Here is a 25298-nt window from a genome sequence, read left to right as displayed (position 1 = left end):
AAGCAGCTTTCCGGCCATCCGTGTCCTCAAAAAGGCAGCAATCGGGCGATTTCAACCTTTCTTTCCTCCCGGTCCTCCAGTTCGAGGGTGGTCGGGATGGTGTGGGAGGAGACCGGCTCCATCCCCTCGCGCGGCAGGTAGGCCCGGCCGGGGTCGGCCAGCAGCACGGTGGCGCCGGCCGCCATGCGGCGCAGCCAGGGCAGGATATGCGCCGTCATCGGCGCCTCGTAGCAGACGTCGCCCGCCAGGATGACGTCCCAGCGGCAATCGGCCCCGACCACGTCGCCGTCGAAGGGCGTGATGTCCACCCCGTTCAGCGCCGCGTTCACCCGGATCGCGGCGACGGCCAGCGGATCGATCTCGGCCGCCTCCACGAAGGCCGCGCCGGCCTGCGCCGCCGCGATGGAGGCCACCCCGCAGCCCGCCGCGAAATCCAGCACGCGCTTTCCCGCCACCAATTCCGGCCGCGCGCGGATGGCGAGCGCCAGGGCCTGCCCGCCCGGCCAGGCGAAGGCCCAGAAGGGCGGCTCGATCCCCTCCCGCTGCAGGAAGGCCTCGCTGGCCTGCCAGATGGGCGTGATCTCGCTGGCCAGGTGCATGCGGATGCCGGGCAGCAGCGGCACTTCGCCCACCGCCGTCTGGGCGCGGACGAAGCCCTCCGGATCCCTCAAAGCCGCCCGATCAGGATGGCCAGCGTCACCGCCAGCCCGACCTCGCGGTTCGCCTTGAACAGCACCAGGCAATGGGCCGGGTCATGGATGTTCAGCGTCAGCACCTGCCGGGCCAGCAGAGCTGCCGGCAGCAGCATCGCCAGGTAGAACCAGGGCGAGAGCCCCAGCAGCCAGCCCGTGACACCCAGCAGGACCCAGCTGACCGCATAGCAGGCGGCGAGGAAGGGCCGCGTGCGCTCGCCGAAATGCAGCGCGGTGGAGCGGATGCCGACCAGCGCGTCGTCCTCGCGGTCCTGATGGGCGTAGATCGTGTCATAGGCCAGGATCCAGGCGATGGTCGCCGCGTAGAGCACCAGCACCGGCCAGCCCAGGGTGCCGCTCGCCGCGGCCGGGCCCATCAGCGCCCCCCAGCCGAAGGTGAAGCCCAGCACCAGCTGCGGATAGTCCGTCACCCGCTTGGCCAGCGGGTAGAGCACGATCGGCACGAGCGAGAGCACGCCGAGCACGATCGCCACCCCGTTCAGCTGCAGCAGGATCGCCAGCCCGATCAGCCCCAGCGCCACGATGAAGGCCACGGCCTGCCAGGGCTTCACGGCGCCGGAAGCGAGGGGGCGGTCCCGCGTGCGCTCCACCTGGCGGTCGATCTTGCGGTCCCAGAGGTCGTTCACCACGCAGCCCGCGCCGCGCATCACGAAGCTGCCCACGAAGAAGAGGAAGGTCAGCCAGAGCCCCTGCCCCCAGCTCGGCGCATAGAGCGCGATGCCCCAGAGGCCGGGCAGGAACAGCAGCCAGGAGCCGATGGGCCGGTCCGCGCGCATGAGCAGCGCATAGGGCCGCCAGGACGCCGGCAGCCGGGCCACCCAGCCCGTGGCCTGGATATCGGTATAGCCGGGGAGCGCGGGGTTCTCTTGCACCGGCCCATGCAGCACGGCACATCGGGCCATGTCCATCCCTCGCCTCCATGCGGACGGGCCCCTTTCCCCGGGCACCGAGATCGCGCTGACGCCGGCCCAGGCGCACCATATCGGCCATGTCCTGCGCCGCGCCCCGGGCGCCGCGCTGCGCGCCTTCAACGCCCGCGAGGGCGAGTTCGCGGCGGAGATCACGGCGCTCCGCAAGGATCGCGGCGCCATCCGCATCGGCGAGCAGGTGCGCGCCCCCTCCCCCGAGCCCGAGCTGCGGCTGCTCATCTCCGCCCTGAAGCGCGAGGCCATGGACTGGGCGGTCGAGAAGGCGACCGAGCTGGGCGCCACCCTCATCCAGCCGGTGCTGGCCCGCCGCTGCGTGGCCGGGCATTCCAACACCCAGCGCCTCGCCGCCATCGCCCGCGCGGCGGCCGAGCAGTGCGAGCGCCTCTCCATCCCCGAGGTCGCGGATTCGCGCCCGCTGCACGCGGTGCTGGACGCCTGGGACGGCGCCCCCCTGATCGTCGGCGCCGAGCGGCGGGAGGCCGTGCCGCTCCACAAGCTGCTGTCCGGCCTCGCTTCCCCCTGTGGTTTCCTGACCGGCCCCGAGGGGGGATTCGAGCGGGCCGAGCTTGACGATCTCGCCAGGCGTCCCTTTGTATCGCTCGCCATGCTGGGCAAGCGCATCCTGCGCGCGGAGACGGCGGTGGTCGCGGGGCTTGGGGCCATCTCCTTCGCGCTCGACGTCCAGGATTAGTTTCAGCTTCAGAAAGCGACCGCATGTCCAACCCCGGCCAGGCTGATCCCACGCCGATCACCTCCGCGCGCCAGCTCGCCGACTGGTTCGCCTCGGGCTCCAAGACCAAGGCCGATTGGCGCATCGGGACGGAGCACGAGAAGTTCGGCTTCCGCCGGCATGACCTCACCCCCCCGGACTACGAGCACCAGGGCATCGAGGCGATGCTCGAGGGCATCATGGCCAAGGGCTGGGAGCCGATCCGCGACAAGGGCAAGGTCATCGGCCTCACCAGCGCGGGCGGTGCCTCCGTCAGCCTGGAGCCGGGCGGGCAGTTCGAGCTTTCGGGCGCCCCCATGCGGGACCTGCACGGGACGCGCCTCGAACTCGCGGCCCATCTGCGGGACGTGCACGAGGTGGCGGGGCCGCTCGGCCTGGGCTTTGCCGGGCTGGGCTTCCACCCGGTGGCACGGCGCGAGGACATGTCCTGGATGCCCAAGAGCCGCTACGCGATCATGCGGCGCTACATGCCGACCAAGGGCAGCCTCGGCCTCGACATGATGCTGCGGACCTCCACCGTGCAGGTGAACCTCGACTTCGGCGAGGAAGCCGACATGGTCGAGAAGCTGCGCGTCTCCCTCGCCCTGCAGCCGCTGGCCACGGCGCTCTTCGCCAGCTCGCCGCTGCGCGAGGGCAAGCCCTCCGGCTACAAGTCGCTGCGCGGCCATGTGTGGTCGGACACCGACCCGGACCGTACGGGCATCCCCGCGCTGGTCTTCGAGGACGGCTTCGGCTTCGAGCGCTTCGCCGAATACGCGATCGACGTGCCCATGTACTTCGTCGCGCGCGAGGGCGCGCTGCATGACGTGGCGGGCCAGAGCTTCCGCCGCTTCATGAGCCGCGGCCTGGACGGGCTGCCCGGCATCGAGGCCACGATGGGCGACGTGGCCGACCACGTGACGACCATCTTCACCGAGGTCCGGCTCAAGAAGTTCCTGGAGATGCGCGGCTCGGATTCCGGCAATGCCGCCATGCTGCTGGCGGAGCCCGCCTTCTGGGTCGGGCTTCTCTACGACGACGCAGCCCAGAAGGCCGCCCGCGCGCTGACGCGCGGCTGGACGGTGCCCGAGATGCACGCGCTGCGCGCGGACGCGCCGCGGCTGGCGCTGGAGGCGAGCATCGGCGGCCGCTCGCTGCGCGACGTGGCGCTGGACGTGCTGGCCATCGCCGAGGGCGGGCTGAAGGCCCGCGGCCTGGGCGAGGAAGCCTATCTCGCCCCGCTCTGGGAGATCGCGCACAGCGGCCAGACCCAGGCGGACCGGATCCTGACGCTCTACGAGAAGGCCTGGGGCGGCGATGCCGGCCAGGCGCTGCTCTTCGCGGAGCTCTAGTTCGGCCGGGGTTTCCGGGGCGGGGGACGGCTCGGCCCCTCATAGACCTCGACGGCGATCGCGTAGCTGCAATCCATGATGATGGGCAGCCCGATCCAGCCATCGGCGAGATCCGGCTCCCGCTTCAGCCGGTAGTAGGATTCGAAGGTCACGATACTGTCCATGTCGGAGATGGACGGGACGGCGCTGTAGCGGCCCTTCGAGGCGAAGACGATGCCGCGCCTCAAGGCATGCCCGTCCTCGGCGAAGATGCTGGTCCTGACGATGCAGGACGCCCGGGCCGTCTCCGGATGGGCCAGCTTCAGGTACAGATACCCCTGGATCCCGCCCTTATTCCCCTGATCGCTGTCCTTCCGCGCATCGGCGCAGGTGATGCGGATGGGCGTATCGGCGTCCATCAGATGTTCGATCGTCACATCCAGAAGCGATCCGCTATTCTCCATGAGAATGTAGGAATCGGCCAGGTGCTCCGATTTATGCAGGCCGGCGGACAGGACGATATATTGCCGGGCGGCCGGAATATTCGCGAGCTTCAGGACACCCGCGCGGACGGGCAGATAGGGCGACAGGTCCACGGGCGCCGTCGCCGCGGCGTAGGTCTCCCGGCCGCGAAGGGCATTCGCCCCCTGTTCCAGGAGCATGCGGCGCAGAACGGGCTCGAAGAACTCGTCGTCGGCCGGCCCCTCGGCGAGCAACCGGGCGAGCCGGGTACCCCATTCGTCGGAGACGAGGGCGGTGGGAAGCGCGAATTTTTCCCGCGGGAACCACTTCATCGCGAAGATGTGCGGCGGGAAGCGGCTCTGGACATCGACGATGTCCTGGATCTCGACCAGCCCGCCCTGCTGCTCCAGCCGGTTCCAGAACATGTGGCAGATATGGGCGACCCGCCGGCTTCCGAACTTGCCGATGATCGTCGCCGGGAAGACTTCCTCCAGCGGGATCAGCCCCTCCTCCGCCAGCAGGCGGCCGGCCTCGATGATGCCGGGCAGCCGCTTGTGGACCTCGCTCCAATCCCGCCGGGCCGCGAAGAAGCCTTCGATCTGGCTGCTCGCCACCTCGTCGATGCCGAAATTCCGTTCGATGGACGCCGCGAAGGCCTCGTTGCCGCGGATCCTGGGCCACCACCAACCCTGCGGAAGATCCCGCAGCTTCACGAAGGAATGGACCTGCCCCTCGCTCAGCGCGATCTGCGCGGCCTTCCACCGGAAGGGGCGAACGAAGAGGCTGTTCGACGCCAGGGTACAGAAATAGTCGAAAGCCCCGATCCGGTTCAGCGCGAATTCGAAGGATTCCAGGTGCCCGACCAGCAGGGTGTGGCCCAGCTTCTGCCGCTCCGTCGCGCCCACCAGCAGATGGATGCGGGCAGGCACCTCGCCCAGCGCGGCGATATTGTAGCGTCCCGGCGCGAGGTTGATGACCAGATGCTCGTCCTGCGACGTATGGCCGAGGAAATTGGCGAAGATCGTCCGGAGATGGTCCCGGTCTTCATTGAAGAGAACAGAGAAAACCGTCGTCCGAACCACGTCGCTCATCGAGGAGTCCTTTTCGCGTCCTGCCGGCCCGCAGGGGTCTCGCTCGCCGGGGCGGCCGATCCGTTCCACCGTCATCCGGCACCCGCCGGCCCTTATCAAGCCAGGGCCTTTGGGCCTATCCTGACGGCACCCGCAACAGGCGGATATTCGGCAGATCCGTGAGCCAGATCAACGTCCTAACTCCCCGAAGCTCCTCGGGCCCGGCCCTTTGAGCGGCGGGGCGCCCGGCGTCCCGGGCAATCCGGCCGGGATCTGCCTCATCATGTCCGGCGCCTATGTCGGCGCCGAGCTGGCGGCCGAGTTCGGGAAACTGCCGCCGGCCTTCCTGCCAGTGGGCATGTCGAGGCTCTACGAGTTCCACCTCGCCCTGCTCGGCGCGCAGCGGTCCATCTACCTCACCATCCCCGAGGATTACGAGCTCACGCCCGAGGATCGCCGGCGGCTGGAGGAGCTGGGCGTCACGGCCCTGCCTCTTCCCGAACGGCTTCAGCTCGGCGAGGCGGTGGTCCATGCGGTCAACATGGTGGCGGGCCCGGACCAGCCGCTCTTCCTGCTGCATGGCGACACGCTGATCGAGGGCCTTCCCCTCGGCGAGACCGACCTCATCGTGCTGGCCGACAATGCCGACGGCTATTCCTGGGCCGAAGCGGAGGTCGCCGGGGACTGCGTCCTCTCGCTCGAGACCATCCCGGCCGGCAGCGAGCGCGTCTCCGGCCGGCCGGTGGCCGCGGGGTACTTCGCCTTCGGCAGCAGCCTCGGCCTGGTCCGGGCGCTGACGCGCGCGCGGGGGGATTTCGTGGGCGGCATCAATCTCTACGCCGCGGAGACGCCCCTGCGCCCGCACCAGGCCGCGACCTGGCACGATTTCGGCCATTCGCAGACCTATTTCCGCTCGCGCCGCGCGGTCACGACCGAACGCTCCTTCAACACGCTCCGCCTGGATGGACGGACAGCGCGCAAGATGAGCCGCGACGGCGCCAAGATGCGGGCGGAAGCCCAATGGCTCCGGGACATCCCGCCTGCCGTCCAGCTCTACGGCGTGCGCGTGCTGGACAGCGGCGAATGCGACGGGCTGTCCTTCTACGAGACGGAATACCAGTACATCCCGACCCTTTCCGAGCTGTTCGTCTTCGGCGCCCTGAACCGGCCCGTCTGGACGCGCATCATGGAATCCTGCGCCGAATTCCTGGCCGTCTGCGCCCGCCACGGAACCGCCGGGAGCAGCAAGCCCATGCTGCGGAAGCTCGCGATCGAGAAGACCATGGAGCGCCTGGAGCAACACGCCCGGCTGAGCGGCTTCGACATCGACCGGCCCGTCCGCTTCAGGGACCGGCCCCTCCCCTCGCTCCGGGACATCGCCGGCAACCTCGCCGCCCTGCTGGAGAGGAGCGCGGACCGCCCGGCCACCGTGATGCACGGCGACTTCTGCTTCAGCAACATCCTCTACGATTCGCGCACGCGGCGAATCAAGGTGATCGACCCGCGCGGCCATATCGAAGCGGGGACACCGGGCATCCTGGGCGAGCAGCGCTACGACCTCGCGAAGCTCGCGCACTCCATCATCGGCCGCTACGACCACATCATCGCCGGGCGCTATGCGGCATCCGTGAGCGACCCCTATCGCGTCTCCATCGATTTCGAGCGCACGCCGCAGCAGGCCTGGCTGCAAGACATGTTCGGGGAGCTGGTGCTGGGTCGCGCCGGCGCCCCGGGCGAGGAGGTCCACGCGGTGATGACGGGGCTCTTCCTGTCCATGCTGCCGCTGCACGCCGACCGGCCGGATCGCCAGGGCGCCTTCATCGCCAATGCGCTGCGCCTCTACGCCATGATGGAGGATGCCGCCGGATGATCGTCATTCCCATGGCCGGGCTTTCCGCCCGTTTCGCCAGGGCGGGCTACGACCTGCCCAAATACATGCTGCCGCTGCACGGCCGCAGCGTCTTCGCCCATGCGGTGGAGAGCTTCTCGGCCTATTTCGCCACGCACCCCTTCCTGTTCATCGCGCGCGACATCGCGGACACCGAGGCCTTCGTGCGGCGGGAATGCGCGCGGCTCGGCCTGCGCGATGCGCGGGTCGCCCTGCTGGCGGGGCCGACCGCCGGCCAGGCGGAAACCGTGGAACTCGGGATCGCGCAGGCGGGGCTGGGCCGGGACGATCCCCTGACCATCTTCAACATCGACACCTTCCGCCCCGGCTTCCGCTTCCCGGCCGGCAGCTGGTGGGAGCATTCGGACGGCTATCTGGAGGTCTTCCGCGGATCGGGCGCCAACTGGTCCTACGTCCGGCCGGCGCCGGGCAGCGAGCCGCTGGCGCTGGAAACGGCCGAGAAGCGCCCGATCTCCGACCTCTGCTGCACGGGCCTCTACCATTTCGCGCGCGCGAGCGATTTCAACGCGGCGCTGGCGAGGGAGCGCGCGGCCCCCAGCGCGCCGGAACTCTACGTGGCGCCGCTCTACAACCACCTGATCGCGGAGCGGGCGCGGATCCACTACGAGATCGTGGAGACGAAGGACGTCGTGTTCTGCGGCGTTCCCGCCGAGTACGAGGCGCTGCTCGGCGGGGCCTAGCCGCCGCGCAGTTCGCGGCTCAGCCAGTCGCGGCCGCTGCTCTTGTAGCCCGCGCCGCAATTGGCGAGGCAGAAGGCGCGCAGGCGCCAATCCTCCAGCACGCGGATGGGGCCGCGCAGCAGGGCGATGCGCGCCTCGTCCTCCATCAGGAATTGCGCGAAGCTGCGTGTCATCGCGCCCGGCCCGGTCTTCACGTAGATGGATTCGGAATCGCCGCGCAGCACGGCTTCCGTCACGCGCTCCAGCGCGCGGGCGATCACCGGGTGGCCGGACATCGCCGCGATGAAGTTGTTGCCGATGAGGCCCGTGGGCTCCTGCCGCAGAACCAGCTCCGCGCCGCCCAGCGCCTGGTCGAGCGGCGCGACGCAGCGGTCGTCCGCATCGGCGTAGACGCCGCCCTCCACATGCAGGACCGCGAGGCGAAAGATGTCCGCCTGCTGCGCCGCCTGGTGCCGCGCGAAGCGGAAGGCGCGCGCCGTATCGTCCAGCCCCCGTGCCCGCAGCCAGGCCAGCGCGCCCTCGCGGTCGTAGCGCCGCCAGAGCCAGCCGGGATTCAGCGCGGTCCAGCTGGCCATCAGCCGCTCCACATCCGCGGGCGGGCGCGGCGCGTCCCAGAACTGATGGATGCGCCGCGGCACCAGAATGCCGCCGCCCGGCGCGGCGGCATCGAGCAGCCCGAGCCGCCTTAGCTCGATGTTCAGCGCGATGGCGGCCGGCGTGAACTCCGGCGCGGCCCGCAGCACCCGCAGCAGGCCGGGCAGGCCCTCGCGCTCCAGCGCCAGGCGGGCGGCTTCCGCACTCGCCTCGTCGATCCGCGCCTCCTCGATCAGCGCCACCATCATGTTGCGGAACAGGCCGCGCGGCAGGCCGCGGGCCCGCCTCTCCTCGGCATGCAGCAGGCGCGCCTGGCGCTGCGCGGCGTAGCTGTCCGCGGTCCGCAGCAGCATGAGATGGCCGAGCATCAGCCCGGTATAGACCCGGCGCGGCGCCTGGGGCTCCTGGGCGGCCTGGGCGAAGGCCGCCACCGCCTCCTCCGGCCGGAACCGGCGGAGCGCGAGCTGCCCGGCCGCCAGCGCGCGGCGCGTCCGCTGGGCAGAGCTCTTCGTGGGCAGCGTGGCGATGGCGGCCTCGGCGGCGGCGAAATCGCCCTCCTGCAGCGCCCGCTCCAGCGCGGCGGCCCTGACCTCCGCCTCCTCCGGCCATTCCGCCGCCACTTGGCGGAAGCGGCGGCGTCCCTCCTCGAGGCGGCCGAGGCCGTCGAGCAGGCGCACCTCGCGCAGCCCGCCCGCATGGGATTTCAGCCCCGCCGCCTGCGCCCGCACGAGCGCGTCCAGGGCAGCCTCGGGGTGGCCATCGCGTTCCAGGATGTCGGCGAGGCCGAGCCAGGCGCTGGCTCGCCCGGGTTCGGCCCGGCAGGCGCGGTGGAACATGCCGATCGCCTCTTCCGTGCGGTCGAGCGCGCGGAACAGCCGGGCCAGGACGATGGCGGTACCGGCATCCTGCGGCGCGATCGAGAGCGCGCGCAGCAAGGCGCACTCGGCTTCCTCCAGCTGCCCCAGCCCCTGCAGCGCCTCGCCCATCCAGCGCCAGGGGCGCGGGTCGTCGGGCCGCATCGCCGCCGCAAGCGCGGCATGCTCGCGGGACAGCGCATGATCGCCCATCTGCCGCGCGAGGGAGATGGATTCCACGAGCAAGGAGAAGGTCCCGGGCGCGGCCTGGAGGGCTGCGTCCAGGCAGGCCCGCGCCTCGCCGGCCCGGCCCAGCTCGAATAAGGCCTGCGCGCGATAACGCTCGAAGAGTTCGTGGCCGGGCTTGAGGCGCAGCAGCGCCTCGGCGGCCTCCAGCGCCTCGCCATGGGCGCGGCGCGCGCGCGCCAGGGCGGAGCGCACGAAAAGCGTGTCATGTGCTGCGGGATCGATCTCCTGCATGGCGGTCAGGATCCGCGCGGCCTCCACGGCATGCCCCATCTTGAGCCGCGCCTCCGCCGCCTGGCGGTGCAGGTCGAGGTTGCGGGGGAAATGGCGCAGGGCCTCGTCGCAACGGGCCACGATGGCCTGGGTGCGCCCCTCCCCGCGCGCAGCCTTGACGCGGCCGATGAGCGCGGGGCGGGAGGCAGGATCCTTGGCCAGGACGCGCTGGCAGGCCCTGTCGGCCTCCTGCCAGCGCTTCGCGGCCAGGGCGCGCTCGGCTTCGGCGATCAGCGGCGCGTGGTCCGACGCGAGCTCGCTGGCGCTCATGGGACAGGGCGGCCCGCGGGGATGACCATCATGCAACTCCGGTCGGCGTTGCATAAATTTGCATTCACTCCGCGGCCACCGCAACAGCTTCCCGGACGGGAGTGCCCGGGGCTCGCGCGATCTTGCCGCCGCCGCCACGGCCTGCGCAGTCTCGCCGGAAACCTCGGTTGGGAAGGATTCGCGCAGATGGCGGGCAAGGTGGCGATCATCACGGCGGGCGGCAGCGGCATGGGCGCGGCGGCCGCGAGACGGCTGGCGGCGGACGGGTTCCAGGTCGCGATCCTCTCCTCCTCCGGCAAGGGCGAGGCGCTGGCCAAGGAGCTGGGCGGCCTCGGCGTCACGGGCTCCAACCGCTCGGCCGAGGACCTGCAGCGGCTGGTGGACGGCACGATGCAGCGCTGGGGCCGGATCGACGTGCTCGTGAACAGCGCGGGCCACGGGCCGCGCGCGCCGATCACCGAGATCACCGACGAGCAATGGGCCACGGGGATGGAGGTCTACCTGATGAACGTCATCCGCCCCACGCGGCTGGTGGCGCCCGTCATGAAGGCGCAGAAGTCCGGCGCCATCGTGAACATCTCCACCGCCTGGGCCTTCGAGCCATCGGCCATGTTCCCGACCTCGGCCGTGTTCCGGGCGGGGCTCGCGGCCTATACCAAGCTCTTCGCCGACAGCTACGCGCCCGACAACGTGCGGATGAACAACGTGCTGCCGGGCTGGATCGACAGCCTTCCCCAGACGGAGGAGCGTCAGGCGAGCGTGCCCATGGGCCGCTACGGCAAGTCGGAGGAGATCGCGGCCACCGTCGCCTTCCTCGCCTCCGAGGGCGCGGGCTACATCACGGGCCAGAACATCCGCGTGGATGGCGGGCTGATGCGCTCGGTCTGATGTTTGCGAAACCCGGCGGAATTCGATAACCGGGAGATCTCAGGACAGGACGGCCAGCCATGCCCCGGGAGGCGGGCCCGCAGCGCCAGGCGCGCGGGCGGCAGAGGATGGAGCAGATCCTCGATGCCGCGGATCTCGTGATCCAGCGGCAGGGGACGGCGTTCAGCCTGCAGCAGGTGGCGGAGGCGGCGAAGCTGCCGCCCGCCTCGCTGTATCACTACTTCCCGACGAACCCCTCCCTGCTGATGGAGCTGGCGAAGCGCTACCTCACGGGCTTCGAGGCGCTGGCGCGCAGCCCCATCCGGCACAACCGGCTCACGCAATGGAGCGACCTCTGCGCCATCCATGCAGAGATGTCGCTGCGCTTCTACCACCAGCACCCCGTGGCCATGCGCCTCTTCCTCGGCCCCGAGAGCGGGTGGGAGATCCGGGCGGCGGACCTCGCGACCAATGAGCGGATCGGGCACATCTTCTACCGCAAGCTGATCCAGCATTTCGTGATCGCGGAGAGCGAGGCGCTGGAGCGCGCGCTCGCCATCTCCGTCACCATCGGCGATTCCATCTGGGCGCTCTCCTTCGCCCGGCATGGCCAGATCGAGCCCGAGATGGCGCAGGAGGCGCTGCGCGCCAAGCTTGCCTATCTCCGGCTCTATATCGGCGAATACGCCGAGAAGCGCGCGAAGCCCCTTCCCGGATGATGGGGCCGGCTGATTCCGCCTTGCGGGGGATGGCCGCCCGGGGCAGGCTCGAAAAGTCGAATTTATTCGACTTCAGGAGGCAGCCGCCCGCATGCAGGTCTTCTTCTCGCCCACCCATTCCGGCCACCGGCCGGGCCAGACCTTCCGCCACGGACGCATCGTCACCAATCGCGACCTGCCCACGCGGGCCGACAACATCCTCGCCGCGCTCCGCCAGGACGGCCACCGGCTGGGCGAGGCGAAGTGGCACGGCATGGCGCCCATCCAGGCCATCCACACGCCGGAATATCTCGACTTCCTGAAGACCGCCTGGGGCGAGTGGCGGAAGATCGAGGGCGCATCGGACGACGTCTTCCCCTACATCTTCCCCGTGCGCGGCATGGACAATGCCTACCCCACCTCCATTGTCGGGCGCGCGGGCTACCACATGCACGATGCCTGGGCGCCGATCGGCGAGCATACCTGGAAGGTCGCGCTGGATTCCGCGAACCTGGCCGTGGAAGCCGCGGAATTCGTGCTGGCGGGCAACCGCCTCGCCTATGCGCTCTGCCGCCCCTCGGGCCACCATGCCTTCGCCGACATGGGCGGCGGCAACTGCTTCCTGAACAATGCCTCCATCGCCGCGCACCATCTGCGGCGCGGCTTCGGCAAGGTGGCGCTGATCGATGTGGACGTGCATCACGGCAATGGCTCGCAGGGCATCTTCTGGCGGCGGCGCGACGTGCTCTTCGTCTCGCTGCACCGCGACCCCATCGACTACCACCCCTATTTCGTCGGCCACGCGCATGAGCGCGGCGAGGGCGAGGGCCTCGGCTTCAACCTCAACCTGCCGTTGCCCGCCGGCACCGGCGATGACGGCTTCCTCGGCGCGATGGAGACCGCCTGCGCGCGCATCCAGACCTATGGCGCGGATGCGCTGGTGGTCTCGCTCGGCGTGGACGCGCATGAGGCGGATCCCACCGCCGGCCTCGCCGTGACCTTCGACGGCTTCCGCCGCATCGGCGCGCGGCTGGCGGAGCTGAACCTGCCGACGGTGCTGGTGCAGGAAGGCGGCTACAACATGGACACCATCGCCCGCTGCGTGGCCGGCGCGCTGGCGGGATTCGAAGGACGGGAGACCTCCGCATGAACGCGATCGACGAACTCTCCGCCGTCCAGGGCGTGGCCTATATGGACGGGCGCTACATGCCGCTCGCCGAGGCCAGCATCCCCATCCTGGATCGCGGCTTCCTGCGCTCCGACGTGACCTACGACGCGCTGCATGTCTGGAAGGGGCGCGTCTTCCGGCTGCACGACCACATCGCCCGCTTCCGCGCCTCCATGGCCGGGCTGCGCATGAGCCTGGACATGACCGATGCCGAGCTCGCGGAGGTGATGATCGAATGCGTCCGCCGCACCGGCCAGCGCGACGCCTTTATCATGGTGATGTGCTCGCGCGGGGTGCAGCCGCCCGGCACGCGCGACCCGCGCCTGTGCCGCAACCGGCTCTACGCCTATGCTCAGCCCTTCCTCTGGATCGCGAACGAGGAGCAGCGGCGCGACGGCTTCCGCATGATCCTGTCGAAGACCCAGCGCATCCCCTCGGAGGCGCTGGACCAGAGGATCAAGAACTTCCACTGGCTCGACCTCACCATGAGCCTCTTCGAGGCCTATGACCGCGATGCGACCGTGACCGTGCTGCCGCTCGCGGACGGCACCATCACCGAGGGGCCGGGCTTCAACGTCTTCATCGTGAAGGACGGCGTGCTGGCGACGCCGGACCGCGGCATGTTCGAGGGCATCACCCGCCGCACCGTCACCGAGATCGCCGCCGACCTGCAGCTGCGATGCGAGATCCGCCCGGTGCGGGTCGAGGAGGTGGCGGCGGCGGACGAGATCTTCACCAGCACCACCGCCGGCGGAATCACGCCGGTCACGCAATACGAGGGCCGCGCGGTGGGCGACGGCAGGCCAGGCGCCATCACCCGGCGCATCCTGGAGCTCTACTGGAAACGCCACGAGGACGACGCGCTGAATACCGCCATCGACTACGGCGGCTGAGTCCCCGAGGTCAGGATCTCCTGCGGCGGCTCGTTGTGGCGCGAGCCGATCTGCTCCTCCCAGCGGTTGAGCATGAAGGTGTATTGGAGGGCCGGAAGCGGCGGGGCCAGCCGCATCGTGGCAATGGCCTCGGTACGGTCCGCCGGCAGGGCCAGGTGCCAGGCCGCGGTCTCGGCGTCCGTCCTGGGGGCCGCGTGGTCCAGGCCGAAGCCCGCCTCGCCCGGCAGCAGGCCGCGGCCGAAGACCTGCGCCTGGGCCTGCGCGCCCAGGAGATAGCGCAGGAGCGGCTCGGCCGCCGTCCGCCGCTCGGCCGCCACATGGCGCGGCATGACGAGGAACATGCCCCGGGGCACGATCAGCCCGCCGCCCAGCGTGGCCACGTCCGTGTCCTCCGCCAGCGTGCCGTCCAGCCGCGCCTTCAGGAAGCCGGCGAGCGAGGTCGGGAAGAGATCGGCCCCCGCCATCGCGAACTCGTCCAGCGCCGCGTCGTCGCTGCTGGGATAGAAGCCGATATGGCGGCTGATCTCGGCGAGCCACGACCAGCTCTTGTCCCAGCCCGTCTGTGCGTCCGACGGATCGCGGTCCCCCAGGAGATGCGGCAGGGCCATGAGGAAGAGCTGCGAGAAGCCGGATTCCGCGGGGCGAACGTAGAAGAAGCGCCCCGGGTTCTGGCGGGCATAGTCCAGCAGGGCCACCGGGTCGCGCGGAAGTGAGGCCGCCCGGTCGCGCCGGTGCACCAGGAACGGCCCTCCCGGCTCGGCCGAGAGCAGCGCGCCCTCCTGCCCCGCGAGCGGCGCCATCAGCCGCGTGAGGGTCGGATGCGAGCCGCGCGCCATCTCGTGCCAGGCCTCGGGCAGCGGCAGCCACATGCCGCGCGACGCGCCCACCGCCAGCGTCGCCGAATCCACGAGCGCGGCATCGGAGCGCAGCTGCCACGGCCGGACCGTCGCGTTGAAGTCCGGCGAGACCAGCCCCGCATCGTCGACGCGGACCAGGGCTTCCATCATCAGCCCCGGCTGCGAGGCGGCGAAGCGCTGGAAGGCCGGCAGGAATTCGTCGATGCGCTCGATCGGGAAGGAAGCGCGCAGCCGCCATACCGGCGGCCCGCCCTGCGCGGCGGCGACCGCAGCAGGAAGCGCAAGCCCGCCCGAGAGAAGGGCGCGGCGGCCGAGGGTGCTCATCGCGGCGCCGTCAGCCCGCGCAGGCCGGAGCGCATGCCGCGCACCGGCGGCGGCTCCTCGGCCGAGGGAGCGGTCCGCACCACGGCGGGCGCGACCGCCGGCGCGGGGGCGGCCACGCCCTCGTTCTCGTCGGCTCCCCAGACGCGGGAGAGGAGTGAGCTGCCCATGCTCGTGATCCGGCCGCGAATACCGGGCGCAGCTTGGGCGACTTCCTCGGGCGGGTCCACGGCGGGCGGCTCGGGCCGGGCGGCCGCAGCGATCTGCGCCTGCAGCACGAGGGCGGCTGCGAAGTAATCGGGCGCCTGCGCGACGCGGATGGAGCTCACGGGCGCTTCCGCCCCGGCCGGCGCGGCCAGCGCCATGACGGCGCGCACCCCGGCATGGCCGGGATAGCTGGGGATCTGCCCGGTCCGCAGATCGACCCAGGCGGGCGGCTTCTGACGATGGTCCGGATGGCTCCAGAAGCGGTAGCTGGCCGAGAGCACGGGATGCTGCGCGCGGAGCCAGGCGAGGTTCAGCGGCACGCGCACCGCATCCCAGGAGAAGCGGGGCGGCCAGGCAGGCGCCGGCATCATGGCGCGGCCGGAGGCCGGCAGCAGCAGCCAGTCGGGCGGCAGTTCCCAGCCGCCGAAGGTGGCCTGGCGCATCAGATCCAGCCCGTCCCTTTCGAGCGCGGACCAGCGCCGGTCGGCCACCAGCCGCGAGAGCGAGCGCAGCGCGGGAAAGGCGTAGTAGGAGAGATTGACGACGGTGCCCTCCGGCCCGCGAAAGCCGGCGGTACCCGGCAGCAGGACGGTGCGCCCACCGGCCTCGGTGACGCAGCAGCGCAGGATGTCCTCGGTCATGCGGGCCGCGTAGGCGCGGTAGGAGGGGTCGCTCCAACGCTGGAACGCCTTCAGGAGCGCCCAGGCGATGTAGATGTCGCCATCGGTGGCGTTGTTGGTATCGGAAACGGGAAGCGAGCTGCGGGGGTCGTAGCGCCAGGCGAACAGCGAATCCCGCTGGCGCTGGAGGTTCTGGCGGGTCCAGCCCCAGAGCTGGTCGAAGGTCGCCTTGTCATCGAACTCCACGGCGAAGAACATGCCGTAGCCCTGGCCCTCGCTGTGCGAGATGCCGTTGTTCGCCGTGTCGATGACGCGCCCGCCATTGGCCACGTAGCGGTTCTTGAAGGCCCGCCATTCGAGGTCGGGCCCGCCAGCGCCTGCCGCCCGCGAAGGCGCGGCGGGCTGGGCCGCCGCGCTTCCCGCGGCAAGCGCCATGACGGCCGCCAGGAGGGCCCGGCGGATCTGGCGCCCGCGCGTCCGAGACCAAGGTTGCATAAGGCCCCCCGCGACGTTCCCGGCGAGTGTGAGACGTCCTGGAACTCACCTCATGGTTGCACCATATCAGGGAAGAGCAACCTTCCCAAGAGGTTTCACCCGACTGCATCTTGAGTTGACGCCCCGGTGTGTGTTTCGCTTCCGGCTTGGAGCACCGTCTGGGTCGTGACATCGCGCAGCAGGAACAGGCTCGGTCAGCAGCGGCGAGGCGTTGCCTTGATGGCTGGATGCGCGGTGTTGCTCACCCTCGTCGCCGCCTGCGGGCAGACTTCGGGCGTCCGGCGCCAGGCGCGCAATATGTCGGGGCAGAGCGAGCGTGATTCCTACGCCCGCGCCATCGAGAGCGCGATGCAGCAGTACGAGGCGCGAAAGGCCCCGCCCCTGCGGTGAGCGATGCGCCCCGCGCACATCGCAGCCATCCCCGCCCCACGCCCGCAATTCGCTTCGCAGCGCCACGGGCTTCGGCTAAGGCGTGCCCCACTTCGTGGATCACGCCTTCTGTTTCCAAGCGGCTGATTCAGCGCCCCGGCGATCCCGCCGGAGCGGATCAGGCGCTAGGAGGCGCGGATGGACAACACCAAGGCCACCAAGCCACGCAGCCCCCTGAAGGGCGACCCCTACCGCGCCTTCGAGGAACTGCCGCCGGAGGTGCGCCGCGCCCTGCAGGAATCGCTCGTGGACTGGTGCCCGCTGCGCGCCCGCGAGTGGCACACGCACCTCATCCGCAAGGAACGTCTGCGCCCGGCCAAGGCAGCGGCAGCCCTCGTCCGAACGATCCGCAAGATGGACCATGCCGAGGTCGCCGCCTTCGCCCGGACCTGGCCGAAGGGCGCCAAGGCCTATCCGCATGTCGCCGCGGGCGCGACCATCCAGCGCTACAGGGGCCGGGGCGGGATTCCGAACGGCTGAGGGACGGGCGCCTCAGCGCGCCCGGTTCACCCACACGATGATCCAGCCGACCAGCGTGATCAGCAGCAGCGGCAAGGTCAGGAAGGCGAGCCACATCATCATGAACATGGTGTAGAGCGCCTCGCCGATATCGAAGCCGGCGAGCAGGCAGGGGTTCGTGCCGGCCTCGTTGACGCGGCAACCCAGCGCCGAGGCGATGCCGGAGGCCGCGAAGGCCATCGCGATCGGCGCCCAGGCGATGACCGTGAAAATGCCGAGCAGCACTTTCCAGAAGCGGGAGACGGGGGTCGGCGGGGAACGATCAGTCACCCCGCTTCCTTAGCGACTGATTCGCCTGGAGGAAACCATCGGCCGGCGCGCTGAGGCGCCGGCCGGGTCGGGACGTCAGTAGTGGACGGAGGCGCCCATGCCGGCCGTCTTCGGCGGGGCGAACTTCGTCAGGTCGATCCCCTCCACGGCGGCCTTGTATTCCTCGGCGCTCGGCGTGCGGCCCAGGATGGCCGACAGCACCACGACCGGGGTCGAGGCCAGGAGGGATTCGCCCTTCTTCTCGCCCGCATCCTCGACGACGCGGCCCTGGAACAGACGGGTCGAGGTCGCCAGCACCGTGTCGCCCTTCTCCGCCTTCTCCTGGTTGCCCATGCACAGGTTGCAGCCCGGGCGCTCGAGATAGAGGATGTTCTCGTACTCGGTGCGCGCCGCGAGCTTGGGCTGCAGGTCGTCGAACTCGAAGCCGGAGTAGCGCTGCAGGATCTCCCAGTCGCCTTCGGCCTTGAGCTCATCGATGATGTTGTAGGTCGGCGCGGCGACGACCAGCGGCGCCTTGAAGGCGACCTGGCCTTCGGCCTTCTCGATGTTCTTCAGCATCTGGGCGACGATCTTCATGTCGCCCTTGTGCACCATGCAGGAACCCACGAAGCCCAGGTCCACCTTCTTGGTGCCGCCGTAGTAGGAGATGGGGCGGATCGTGTCGTGGGTGTAGCGCTTGGACACGTCGGCGTTGTTCACGTCGGGGTCGGCGATCATCGGCTCGTCGATGAGGTCCAGGTCGATGACGACCTCCGCGTAGTACTTGGCGTTGGTATCGGGGGCCAGCGCGGGCTTCTCGCCCGAGCGGATCTCGGCGATGCGGGCATCGGCCTTGGCGATCAGGCCCCTCAGCGTGCCGGCCGCATTCTCCATGCCCTTGTCGATCATGATCTGGATGCGCGACTTCGCGATCTCCAGCGACTCGATCAGCGTCGCGTCCTGCGTGATGCAGATGGAAGCCTTGGCCTTCATCTCCGCCGTCCAGTCGGTGAAGGTGAAGGCCTGGTCGGCCAGGAGCGTCCCGATATGGACCTCGATGATGCGGCCCTGGAAGACGTTGTCGCCGCACTGCTTGAGCATCTGCGCCTGGGTCGCGTGGACCACGTCGCGGAAGTCCATGTGCGGCTGCATCGTGCCCTTGAAGGTGACCTTCACGGATTGCGGGATGGGCATCGTCGCCTCGCCCGTCGCGAGCGCCAGCGCCACGGTGCCGGAATCGGCGCCGAAGGCCACGCCCTTGGACATGCGGGTGTGGCTGTCGCCGCCGATGATGATGGCCCAGTCATCCACGGTGATGTCGTTCAGCACCTTGTGGATGACGTCCGTCATCGAGTGGTAGACGCCCTTCGGGTCGCGGGCGGTGATCAGGCCGAAGTTGTTCATGAAGGCCATGAGCTTCGGGATGTTCGCCTGCGCCTTCTTGTCCCAGACGGAGGCCGTGTGGCAGCCGGACTGGTACGCGCCGTCCACCAGCGGCGAGATGACGGAGGCGGCCATCGCCTCCAGCTCCTGCGCCGTCATCGGGCCGGTCGTGTCCTGGGAGCCGACGATGTTCACCTTCACGCGAACGTCGGAGCCGGCATGCAGGATCTTGCCCGGCGTCACGCCGACGGCGTTGCGGTTGAAGATCTTCTCGACCGCCGTCAGGCCCTGGCCCTCGATCGAGATCTCCTTGTTCGGCGCGAAAACCTGCGGGGGCACGACGCCCAGCGTCTGCGCCGCGAAGGTCTGGAGCTTCTTTCCGAAGACGATGGCGTAGGAGCTGCCCGCCTTCATGAACTCCATCTTTTGCGGCGTGAAGGCGGAGGCGACGTCGACCAGCTCCTGGCCGTCCTCGTCGCGCAGCTTCTTGCCCTTGACGTCGATCTTCAGGACCGTTCCGGTCTCGACCGAATACATCTGCTCGAGGATGGGGTTGCCATCATTGTTCAGGATGGCCCGGCCGTCCTCGCCGGTCTTCTTGACCCAGTTCTTCAGGTTGATGCCGATGCCGCCCGTCACGTCGACGGTGGTGGCGAAGATGGGCGAGATGCCGTTGGTGCCGGCCACGATGGGGGCCACGTTCACGAAGGGCACGTAGGGGCTGGCCTGCTTGCCCGTCCAGAGCGCGACGTTGTTCACGCCCGACATGCGCGAGGAGCCGACGCCCATCGTGCCCTTCTCGGCGATCATCATCACGCGCTTGTCGGGGTGCTGCTTCTGCAGCGCCACGATTTCCTGCTGCGCCTCGGGCGAGATCATGCACTTGCCGTGCAACTCGCGGTCCGCGCGGGAATGCGCCTGGTTGCCAGGCGAGAGAAGGTCGGTCGAGATGTCGCCTTCGGCCGCAATGTAGGTGACGACCTTGATCTCGTCCTCGACATCCGGGAGCTTCGTGAAGAACTCGGCCTTGGAGTAGCTTTCGAGCACGTCCTTCGCCACCGCGTTGCCCGCCTGATAGGCGTCGCGCAGGCGGAACATGTCGGCGTCGTAGAGGAATACCTGGGTCTTCAGGACCTCGCCGGCCTGGACGGCGATCGCGGCGTCGTCGCCCAGGGCGATGTCCAGCAGCACGCGGATCGAAGGCCCGCCCTTCATGTGCGACAGGAGCTCGAGCGCGAAGGCCGGCGTGATCTCCGTGACGACCGCCTCGCCCAGGACGATCTGCTTCAGGAAGGCCGCCTTGACGGCCGCCGCGCTCGTGGTGCCGGGAAGCGTGTTGTAGATGAAGAACTTCAGGGCGTCGGCGCGGTGCTCGCTGCCGGTGTCCCTGATCAGGGCGATGATGTCGCGGACGAGCTCGCCATCGTCGATCGGCTTGGGGGCAAGGCCCTGGGCCTCGCGGCTCTTGATCTCGGTCAGGTAATCCAGATAGGCGGTCATCGCATTCCCAACGTCATGAGGGGCCTGAGCTGATAGCGCAGCGCCTCGTTCCGGGATCGCTTGTCAGCCTGGGGTCGGTTGAAGTCGGACTACGCCAAGCCTCGCCGACTGACAAGGCACCCGGGTTTCAGCTGGGAAATGCTGGTTTGCGTTCAACATCGACGGGCCGGAACGGCGCGCATTCCTGGGATGCGCGGCCGCTCATCGCGCCTGCGCGCCCCGCGACAGCGCCGCCGAGATGGAAGGCGCGCAGCCGAGCGCCATGAGCACCAGCGCGAAGGGCAAGGCCGTGGCGAAGCCGAAACGGGCGAAGCCCAGCGCTCCGAGGACGCCGCCCAGGGCGAAGGCCGCCAGCAGCCCCCCCAGCAGCCGCAGCTTGGTGCGGTCCGCGCGCACCGAGGGAACCACGATGTCGCGGCTCCGGTTCCAGTAGAAGAGCTTTCCGAGCTCGATCCCCATATCCGTGACGATCCCAGTGACATGGGTCGTTCGCATGCGGGCGCCGGACACCTTGGTGATCGTGGCGTTCTGCAGCCCCATGACGAAGCAGAGCGCGGGGGCGGCCAGCAAGGCGAAGGCCCGCGTTCCGCCAGCCGCCATCCCGCCCAGGCCGAAGGCGCCGAGCAGCGCAGCCTCCAGCAACAGGGGCATCGCGTATTGGGCGCCGGCGCGATGCCGCCGCGCCCAGTTGATCAGGGCGGCCGAGACGGCGGCGCCGCCGATGAAGGACGCCAGCGCGCCCAAGCCCCCCAGCGCCAGCACCCAGGCGCCGAGCGCCAGGTTGTCCGCCAGCGCCGAGACGATGCCCGACATGTGCGAGGTGTACTGGCCGACGGCCACCAGGGCGCCGGCATTCATGGCGCCCGCGACGAAGGTCAGGGTCAGGGCGAGGCGGGTGTCCGTCAGCTCGTTGCGCTCGGCGGCCACGGCCTCATGCAGCGGGCCGATCGCGCGCCTGATGAACATACGGCTGGCGGTCGGCACGGCTGGCCTCTTGGTCTCGTCGAAACCCGGAAAACATGGTGAGCCCGGTGGGACTCGAACCCACGACCCCATGATTAAAAGTCACGTGCTCTACCGGCTGAGCTACGGGCTCTCGTCGCGCGGCATATCCCGCGCGACCCGCTCCGGGTCAAGCTGCCCCGGAGCGATTGTGACCTACGGCTCGACGCCACGCTGGGCCGGCAGCGCGACGCGCGGCCGCGCCCAGACCGACAGCTCAGGCGGCGCCCGGCGCTCGAGGGCTTTAGGTATCCGCCAGAACGCGCATGCGGATCAGGCGATCCGGCGGGTTCGGCACCATGCCGCCGCCGCCCACGCCGCGCTTGATCTTGTCCACGGCCTCCATGCCCTCCGTCACCTGGCCCCAGATGGTGTACTGGCCATCCAGGCTCGGCGTCGGCGCGAACATGATGAAGAACTGGCTGTTCGCGCTGTTGGGGTCCTGGGCGCGGGCCATGCCGCAGGTGCCGCGCAGGAAGCGGGCGCGCGACGGCGGGCTGAACTCGGCGCGCAGGTCGGCGAAGCCACGGTCGCGGAAGCCGCCCGTGCCAGTGCCGGTCGGGTCGCCGCCCTGGGCCATGAAGCCCTCGATCACGCGGTGGAAGGGGGTGTTGTCGTAGAGGCCCTGGCGGGTCAGCGTCTTGATGCGCTCGACATGCAGCGGGGCCAGGTCCGGACGCAGGCGGATGACGACCCGCGCGTTGTCCTTCAGCTCCATCACAAGGGTGTTCTCGCGGTCCGGAGCGCCCTGGGCTTCGGCTTCGTTGGTTTCGGACATGGTCGCTCCTGCAGCAATCAGGGTTGTGGTCAACAAGGCACGGCGGTTCATCGGCGTTCCTCCATCAGATCATTCCGCGGCGGATTTGCGGGTCCGCGCCAGAGTGCGCTCCAGCGTCAGCGCCGGCACGAAGCTGGAGATGTCGCCCCCCAGCGTCGCGATCTCCTTCACGAAGCGCGAGGAGATGAAGTGGTTCCGCTCGCTCGCCATGAGGAAGACGGTCTCCACCTCGGAGGCGAGCCGGGCGTTCATGCCGGCCATCTGGAACTCGTAGTCGAAGTCGGTGACGGCGCGAAGGCCACGGAAGATCATCTGCGCGCCGACCTCGCGCGCGAAGCCGACGAGCAGGCCGGTGAAGGGCCGCACCTCGATCCGGCAGCCGGTCTTGGCCGCGATCGCGTCGGTCTCCGCGCGCACCAGCTCGGCGCGCTCCTCCAGGGGGAAGAGCGGGCTCTTGCCGATGTTGATGGCGACGCCGATCACCAGCTTGTCCACCAGCCGCGCAGCGCGGCTGATCACGTCGAGATGCCCGTTCGTCACCGGGTCGAAAGTGCCCGGATACAGGGCAACACGCTCAACCATCTTCGGAACCTTCCTCCGCTTCCTCCACGACGGGGAAGCAGCTCATGACTCGCTCCGCCTCGTCCATTCTCTGCAGCATGACGCCCTGCGAGGTGCGGCCCGTCTGGCGCACCTGGTCCGCGAGGAAGCGGATCGCCTGGCCGCCATCCGTCATCAGCATGATGTGGTCGCCCTGCGTCACGGTGAAGGTCGCGACCACCGCGCCGCCCGTGCGCTTGCTGAGCGTGATGTTCGCGATGCCCTGCCCGCCACGCCCCGCCACGCGGTATTCGTAGGCGCTGCTGCGCTTGCCGAAGCCCCGGTCGGTGACCGTGAGGATAAGCTGCTCGGCGGCCTCCATCTCGGCCAGGCGCTCGGGCGAGAGCGTGACCTCCTCGGCCACGGGCTCGTCCGTCTCCTCCGGCGCGGAGGCGGCGTCCGCATCCTCGCCAGCGGCGCGGCGCTTCTGGGCGGCGTGCTTCAGATAGGCCGCACGCTCCTCGACCGTCGCGTCCATGTGGCGCAGCACCGAGAGCGCGATGACCGAATCGCCGTTCGCGAGGCGCATGCCGCGCACGCCGGTCGAATCGCGGCCCGCGAAGACGCGCAGCGTGTCGGAATCGGCCACGAAGCGGATGGCGCGGCCCTGGCGGGTCGCCAGCAGCACGTCGTCGCCCTCATGGCAGGTGGCGACGCCCACCAGCGCATCCCCCTCGTCCAGCTTCATGGCGATGAGGCCGGAGGAGCGGACGTTGCGGAAGTCGCTGAGGCGGTTGCGGCGGACATTGCCCTGCGTCGTCGCGAAGACGAGGTGCAGGTGCTCCCACAGGCTCTCGTCATGCGGCAGCGGCAGCACGGCGGTGACGGTCTCGCCCTCCGCCAGCTGCAGCACCTGGCGCAGCGAGCGCCCCTTGCCGCCCGTCCCGCCCTCGGGAAGCTGCCAGACCTTCTCGCGGAAGACGATGCCGCGATCGGTGAAGAACAGCACCCATTGGTGGGTATGCGCCACGAAGCTGCGCACCACCACGTCGTCTGCGCGGGTGGAGGCCGCGCTGCGGCCGCGCCCGCCCCGGTTCTGCGTGCGGAAGACGTCGAGCGCGGTGCGCTTCACGTAGCCGTCGCGCGTCAGCGTCACGATCATGGAGGCCGGCGCGATCAGGCTCTCGTCGTCGATATCGGCCAGGCTGTCCTCGATCCGCGTCATGCGCGGCGAGGCCAGGGTGGCGCGGACGGCCAGCAGCTCCTCGGTCATGACCTCCATGCGGCGGGGGTGGCTGGACAGGATCTCCAGCAGCTCGGTGATCTTGGCGCCCAGCTCGGTCAGCTCGGCGTTGATCTTCTCGCGCTCCAGGCCGGTCAGGCGCTGCAGGCGCAGCTCCAGGATGCCGCGGGCCTGCGCCTCGGTCAGGCGCATGGTGCCCTCGGCCGAGAGCTCGTTGCCCTCGTCCTGCACCAGCGCGACGAGCGGCGCGACATCGGCCGCCGGCCAGTCGCGCGCCATCAGAGCCACGCGTGCGGCGGCGGCGTCCGGGCTCTCGCGGATGAGGCGGATGACCTCGTCGATATTGGCCACCGCGATGGCGAGGCCGATCAGGTTGTGGGCCCGCTCCCGCGCCTTGGAGAGGCGATGGCGCGAGCGGCGCAGGATCACGTCCTCGCGGAAGGCGATGAAGGCGAGCAGCGCGTCCTTCAGCCCCATCTGCTGCGGCTTGCCGCCGTTCAGGGCCAGGAAGTTCACCGGGAAGCTGATCTGCAGCTGCGTCATCCGGTAGAGCTGGTTCAGCACCACCTCCGCCACCGCCTCGCGCTTCAGCTCGATCACGACGCGCAGGCCGGAACGGTCGCTCTCGTCGCGCAGGTCGCTGATGCCCTCGATAAGCTTGGAGCGCACGAGCTCCGCGATCTTCTCGATCAGCGTCGCCTTGTTGACCTGGAAGGGGATCTCGCTGACCACGATGGCCTGGCGGCCGCCCTTCATGTCCTCGATCTGGCAGTCGGCCCGCAGCGGGATGGAGCCGCGGCCCGTCTCGAAGGCGGAGCGGATGCCGGCGCGGCCCAGGATGATGCCGCCCGTGGGGAAGTCCGGCCCCGGGATGATCTCCATGAGGTCGGAGAGCGAGGTGTCGGGCTCGGCCACCAGCTTGAGCGTGGCGTCGATCACCTCGGTCGGGTTGTGGGTCGGGATATTGGTCGCCATGCCGACGGCGATGCCGCCGGCGCCGTTCACCAGCAGGTTCGGGTAGGAGGCCGGCAGGACGCGCGGCTCCTCGGCGCTCTCGTCGTAGTTGGGCGCGAAGTCGACCGTGTCCTCGTCGATGCCCTCGAGCAGCGCGGTGGCGGACTTGGCGAGGCGCACCTCGGTGTAGCGCATGGCCGCCGGCGGGTCGCCGTCCATCGAGCCGAAATTGCCCTGCCCGTCCACCAGCGGCACGCGCATGGAGAAGGGCTGCGCCATGCGGACCATGGCGTCGTAGATCGCGCTATCGCCGTGCGGGTGGTACTTACCCATCACGTCGCCGACCACACGGGCCGATTTGCGGTGCGGCTTGTCGGCCGTGTAGCCCGCCTCGTGCATCGCGAAGAGGATGCGCCGGTGCACCGGCTTCAGCCCATCGCGCACATCCGGCAGCGCGCGGCTGACGATGACCGACATCGCGTAGTCGAGGTAGGAGCGGCGCATCTCCTCCTCGAGCGCGACGGGGGCGACGTCC

The 25298-nt window shown here is 69.8% G+C and carries 22 protein-coding genes and 1 tRNA gene; 10 read left to right on the top strand and 13 right to left on the bottom strand.

The window, feature by feature from the left end; genetic code table 11:
- Positions 1-26 precede the first annotated feature (26 nt).
- The gene (locus WJM96_RS20605) at positions 27-671 is read right to left on the bottom strand and encodes a class I SAM-dependent methyltransferase (protein WP_424814434.1); all 645 of its coding nucleotides are present in this window, start codon (positions 669-671) and stop codon (positions 27-29) included.
- Positions 668-1615, bottom strand: coding sequence for a 4-hydroxybenzoate octaprenyltransferase (gene ubiA, locus WJM96_RS20600; protein WP_424814597.1), 948 nt, complete (start codon positions 1613-1615; stop codon positions 668-670). The genes WJM96_RS20605 and ubiA overlap by 4 nt, the downstream gene beginning before the upstream one ends.
- Between ubiA and WJM96_RS20595 the strand changes: the two genes are divergently transcribed.
- Both WJM96_RS20595 and WJM96_RS20590 read left to right on the top strand, forming a co-directional pair.
- Positions 1614-2333, top strand: a complete 720-nt coding sequence (locus WJM96_RS20595; protein ID WP_424814433.1) for an RsmE family RNA methyltransferase — start codon at positions 1614-1616, stop codon at positions 2331-2333. The genes ubiA and WJM96_RS20595 overlap by 2 nt on opposite strands.
- A gap of 23 nt (positions 2334-2356) precedes the next feature.
- Complete coding sequence (locus WJM96_RS20590) at positions 2357-3703, top strand: glutamate--cysteine ligase (protein WP_424814432.1); 1347 nt, start codon at positions 2357-2359, stop codon at positions 3701-3703.
- Here the strand turns inward: WJM96_RS20590 and WJM96_RS20585 are convergent.
- Complete coding sequence (locus WJM96_RS20585; protein ID WP_424814431.1) at positions 3700-5235, bottom strand: hypothetical protein; 1536 nt, start codon at positions 5233-5235, stop codon at positions 3700-3702. The genes WJM96_RS20590 and WJM96_RS20585 overlap by 4 nt on opposite strands.
- Positions 5236-5497: 262 nt before the next feature.
- Here WJM96_RS20585 and WJM96_RS20580 point away from each other — a divergent pair, with 262 nt between their 5' ends.
- Together WJM96_RS20580 and WJM96_RS20575 are read left to right on the top strand one after the other, a co-directional pair.
- Positions 5498-7084: a phosphotransferase gene (locus WJM96_RS20580; protein ID WP_424814430.1), complete on the top strand. Its 1587-nt coding sequence runs from the start codon at positions 5498-5500 to the stop codon at positions 7082-7084.
- Positions 7081-7803 (top strand): glycosyltransferase family 2 protein, encoded by a 723-nt coding sequence (locus WJM96_RS20575; protein ID WP_424814429.1) that lies wholly within the window; start codon positions 7081-7083, stop codon positions 7801-7803. The genes WJM96_RS20580 and WJM96_RS20575 overlap by 4 nt, the downstream gene beginning before the upstream one ends.
- On the opposite strand, the gene WJM96_RS20570 is transcribed toward WJM96_RS20575, so the two are convergent.
- Entirely contained in the window at positions 7800-10040 is a 2241-nt protein-coding gene (locus WJM96_RS20570) for a tetratricopeptide repeat protein (protein WP_424814428.1), read from the bottom strand. The genes WJM96_RS20575 and WJM96_RS20570 overlap by 4 nt on opposite strands.
- A gap of 186 nt (positions 10041-10226) precedes the next feature.
- Between WJM96_RS20570 and WJM96_RS20565 the strand changes: the two genes are divergently transcribed.
- The 4 genes from WJM96_RS20565 to WJM96_RS20550 all read left to right on the top strand — a co-directional run bounded on the left by WJM96_RS20565 (position 10227) and on the right by WJM96_RS20550 (position 13666).
- Positions 10227-10928, top strand: a complete 702-nt coding sequence (locus WJM96_RS20565; RefSeq protein WP_424814427.1) for an SDR family oxidoreductase — start codon at positions 10227-10229, stop codon at positions 10926-10928.
- A gap of 59 nt (positions 10929-10987) precedes the next feature.
- The gene (locus tag WJM96_RS20560) at positions 10988-11626 is read left to right on the top strand and encodes a TetR/AcrR family transcriptional regulator (protein WP_424814426.1); all 639 of its coding nucleotides are present in this window, start codon (positions 10988-10990) and stop codon (positions 11624-11626) included.
- A gap of 91 nt (positions 11627-11717) precedes the next feature.
- Positions 11718-12755 carry a histone deacetylase family protein gene (locus WJM96_RS20555; protein ID WP_424814425.1) on the top strand — a complete coding sequence of 346 codons (1038 nt, stop codon included), beginning with the start codon at positions 11718-11720 and terminating at the stop codon, positions 12753-12755.
- A complete protein-coding gene (locus WJM96_RS20550; RefSeq protein WP_424814424.1) occupies positions 12752-13666 on the top strand; it encodes an aminotransferase class IV in 915 nt (304 codons plus the stop codon). The genes WJM96_RS20555 and WJM96_RS20550 overlap by 4 nt, the downstream gene beginning before the upstream one ends.
- Here WJM96_RS20550 and WJM96_RS20545 read toward each other — a convergent pair.
- On the bottom strand, positions 13654-14847 hold the full coding sequence (locus tag WJM96_RS20545; RefSeq protein ID WP_424814423.1) for an extracellular solute-binding protein: 1194 nt from the start codon (positions 14845-14847) through the stop codon (positions 13654-13656). The two genes, WJM96_RS20550 and WJM96_RS20545, sit on opposite strands and share 13 nt — an antisense overlap.
- Positions 14844-16106, bottom strand: a complete 1263-nt coding sequence (locus WJM96_RS20540; RefSeq protein WP_424814422.1) for a glycosyl hydrolase family 8 — start codon at positions 16104-16106, stop codon at positions 14844-14846. Before WJM96_RS20540 ends, WJM96_RS20545 begins: the two co-directional genes overlap by 4 nt.
- A 297-nt stretch (positions 16107-16403) precedes the next feature.
- Here WJM96_RS20540 and WJM96_RS20535 point away from each other — a divergent pair, with 297 nt between their 5' ends.
- Together WJM96_RS20535 and WJM96_RS20530 are read left to right on the top strand one after the other, a co-directional pair.
- The gene (locus WJM96_RS20535; protein ID WP_424814421.1) at positions 16404-16556 is read left to right on the top strand and encodes a hypothetical protein; all 153 of its coding nucleotides are present in this window, start codon (positions 16404-16406) and stop codon (positions 16554-16556) included.
- A gap of 177 nt (positions 16557-16733) precedes the next feature.
- Positions 16734-17075 carry a DUF6525 family protein gene (locus WJM96_RS20530; protein WP_424814420.1) on the top strand — a complete coding sequence of 114 codons (342 nt, stop codon included), beginning with the start codon at positions 16734-16736 and terminating at the stop codon, positions 17073-17075.
- A 12-nt stretch (positions 17076-17087) separates the two neighbouring features.
- Here the strand turns inward: WJM96_RS20530 and WJM96_RS20525 are convergent, their stop codons facing one another.
- The 7 genes from WJM96_RS20525 to gyrA all read right to left on the bottom strand — a co-directional run bounded on the left by WJM96_RS20525 (position 17088) and on the right by gyrA (position 25267).
- Positions 17088-17384 carry a hypothetical protein gene (locus tag WJM96_RS20525; protein ID WP_424814419.1) on the bottom strand — a complete coding sequence of 99 codons (297 nt, stop codon included), beginning with the start codon at positions 17382-17384 and terminating at the stop codon, positions 17088-17090.
- Positions 17385-17459: 75 nt separating this feature from the next.
- Positions 17460-20246 carry a bifunctional aconitate hydratase 2/2-methylisocitrate dehydratase gene (locus WJM96_RS20520; RefSeq protein WP_424814418.1) on the bottom strand — a complete coding sequence of 929 codons (2787 nt, stop codon included), beginning with the start codon at positions 20244-20246 and terminating at the stop codon, positions 17460-17462.
- 201 nt (positions 20247-20447) lie between these two features.
- Positions 20448-21230: a YoaK family protein gene (locus WJM96_RS20515; protein ID WP_424814417.1), complete on the bottom strand. Its 783-nt coding sequence runs from the start codon at positions 21228-21230 to the stop codon at positions 20448-20450.
- 36 nt (positions 21231-21266) lie between these two features.
- A tRNA-Lys gene (locus WJM96_RS20510) sits at positions 21267-21342 on the bottom strand.
- 150 nt (positions 21343-21492) lie between these two features.
- The gene (locus tag WJM96_RS20505) at positions 21493-22026 is read right to left on the bottom strand and encodes a peptidylprolyl isomerase (RefSeq protein ID WP_424814416.1); all 534 of its coding nucleotides are present in this window, start codon (positions 22024-22026) and stop codon (positions 21493-21495) included.
- A gap of 69 nt (positions 22027-22095) precedes the next feature.
- Positions 22096-22608 carry a pantetheine-phosphate adenylyltransferase gene (coaD, locus tag WJM96_RS20500; RefSeq protein ID WP_424814415.1) on the bottom strand — a complete coding sequence of 171 codons (513 nt, stop codon included), beginning with the start codon at positions 22606-22608 and terminating at the stop codon, positions 22096-22098.
- A complete protein-coding gene (gene gyrA / locus WJM96_RS20495) occupies positions 22601-25267 on the bottom strand; it encodes a DNA gyrase subunit A (RefSeq protein ID WP_424814596.1) in 2667 nt (888 codons plus the stop codon). Before gyrA ends, coaD begins: the two co-directional genes overlap by 8 nt.
- Positions 25268-25298 lie beyond the last annotated feature (31 nt).

The organism is Roseococcus sp. YIM B11640 (assembly GCF_049727625.1).
Classification (GTDB): domain Bacteria; phylum Pseudomonadota; class Alphaproteobacteria; order Acetobacterales; family Acetobacteraceae; genus Roseococcus.
Note: the sequence above shows the minus strand (reverse complement) of the source record. Positions and strands in the feature narration are given on the sequence as shown.

Excerpts from the sequence above, each read along its gene's own strand:
- WJM96_RS20595 (WP_424814433.1), top strand. The coding sequence starts at position 1,614 with ATGTCCATCCCTCGCCTCCATGCGGACGGGCCCCTTTCCCCGGGCACC.
- ubiA (WP_424814597.1), bottom strand. The coding sequence starts at position 1,615 with ATGGCCCGATGTGCCGTGCTGCATGGGCCGGTGCAAGAGAACCCCGCG.
- WJM96_RS20590 (WP_424814432.1), top strand. The coding sequence starts at position 2,357 with ATGTCCAACCCCGGCCAGGCTGATCCCACGCCGATCACCTCCGCGCGC.
- WJM96_RS20585 (WP_424814431.1), bottom strand. The coding sequence starts at position 5,235 with ATGAGCGACGTGGTTCGGACGACGGTTTTCTCTGTTCTCTTCAATGAA.
- WJM96_RS20580 (WP_424814430.1), top strand. The coding sequence starts at position 5,498 with ATGTCCGGCGCCTATGTCGGCGCCGAGCTGGCGGCCGAGTTCGGGAAA.
- WJM96_RS20575 (WP_424814429.1), top strand. The coding sequence starts at position 7,081 with ATGATCGTCATTCCCATGGCCGGGCTTTCCGCCCGTTTCGCCAGGGCG.
- WJM96_RS20570 (WP_424814428.1), bottom strand. The coding sequence starts at position 10,040 with ATGAGCGCCAGCGAGCTCGCGTCGGACCACGCGCCGCTGATCGCCGAA.
- WJM96_RS20565 (WP_424814427.1), top strand. The coding sequence starts at position 10,227 with ATGGCGGGCAAGGTGGCGATCATCACGGCGGGCGGCAGCGGCATGGGC.
- WJM96_RS20560 (WP_424814426.1), top strand. The coding sequence starts at position 10,988 with ATGCCCCGGGAGGCGGGCCCGCAGCGCCAGGCGCGCGGGCGGCAGAGG.
- WJM96_RS20555 (WP_424814425.1), top strand. The coding sequence starts at position 11,718 with ATGCAGGTCTTCTTCTCGCCCACCCATTCCGGCCACCGGCCGGGCCAG.
- WJM96_RS20550 (WP_424814424.1), top strand. The coding sequence starts at position 12,752 with ATGAACGCGATCGACGAACTCTCCGCCGTCCAGGGCGTGGCCTATATG.
- WJM96_RS20545 (WP_424814423.1), bottom strand. The coding sequence starts at position 14,847 with ATGAGCACCCTCGGCCGCCGCGCCCTTCTCTCGGGCGGGCTTGCGCTT.
- WJM96_RS20540 (WP_424814422.1), bottom strand. The coding sequence starts at position 16,106 with ATGGCGCTTGCCGCGGGAAGCGCGGCGGCCCAGCCCGCCGCGCCTTCG.
- WJM96_RS20530 (WP_424814420.1), top strand. The coding sequence starts at position 16,734 with ATGGACAACACCAAGGCCACCAAGCCACGCAGCCCCCTGAAGGGCGAC.
- WJM96_RS20520 (WP_424814418.1), bottom strand. The coding sequence starts at position 20,246 with ATGACCGCCTATCTGGATTACCTGACCGAGATCAAGAGCCGCGAGGCC.
- WJM96_RS20505 (WP_424814416.1), bottom strand. The coding sequence starts at position 22,026 with ATGTCCGAAACCAACGAAGCCGAAGCCCAGGGCGCTCCGGACCGCGAG.
- coaD (WP_424814415.1), bottom strand. The coding sequence starts at position 22,608 with ATGGTTGAGCGTGTTGCCCTGTATCCGGGCACTTTCGACCCGGTGACG.
- gyrA (WP_424814596.1), bottom strand. The coding sequence starts at position 25,267 with ATGCGCCGCTCCTACCTCGACTACGCGATGTCGGTCATCGTCAGCCGC.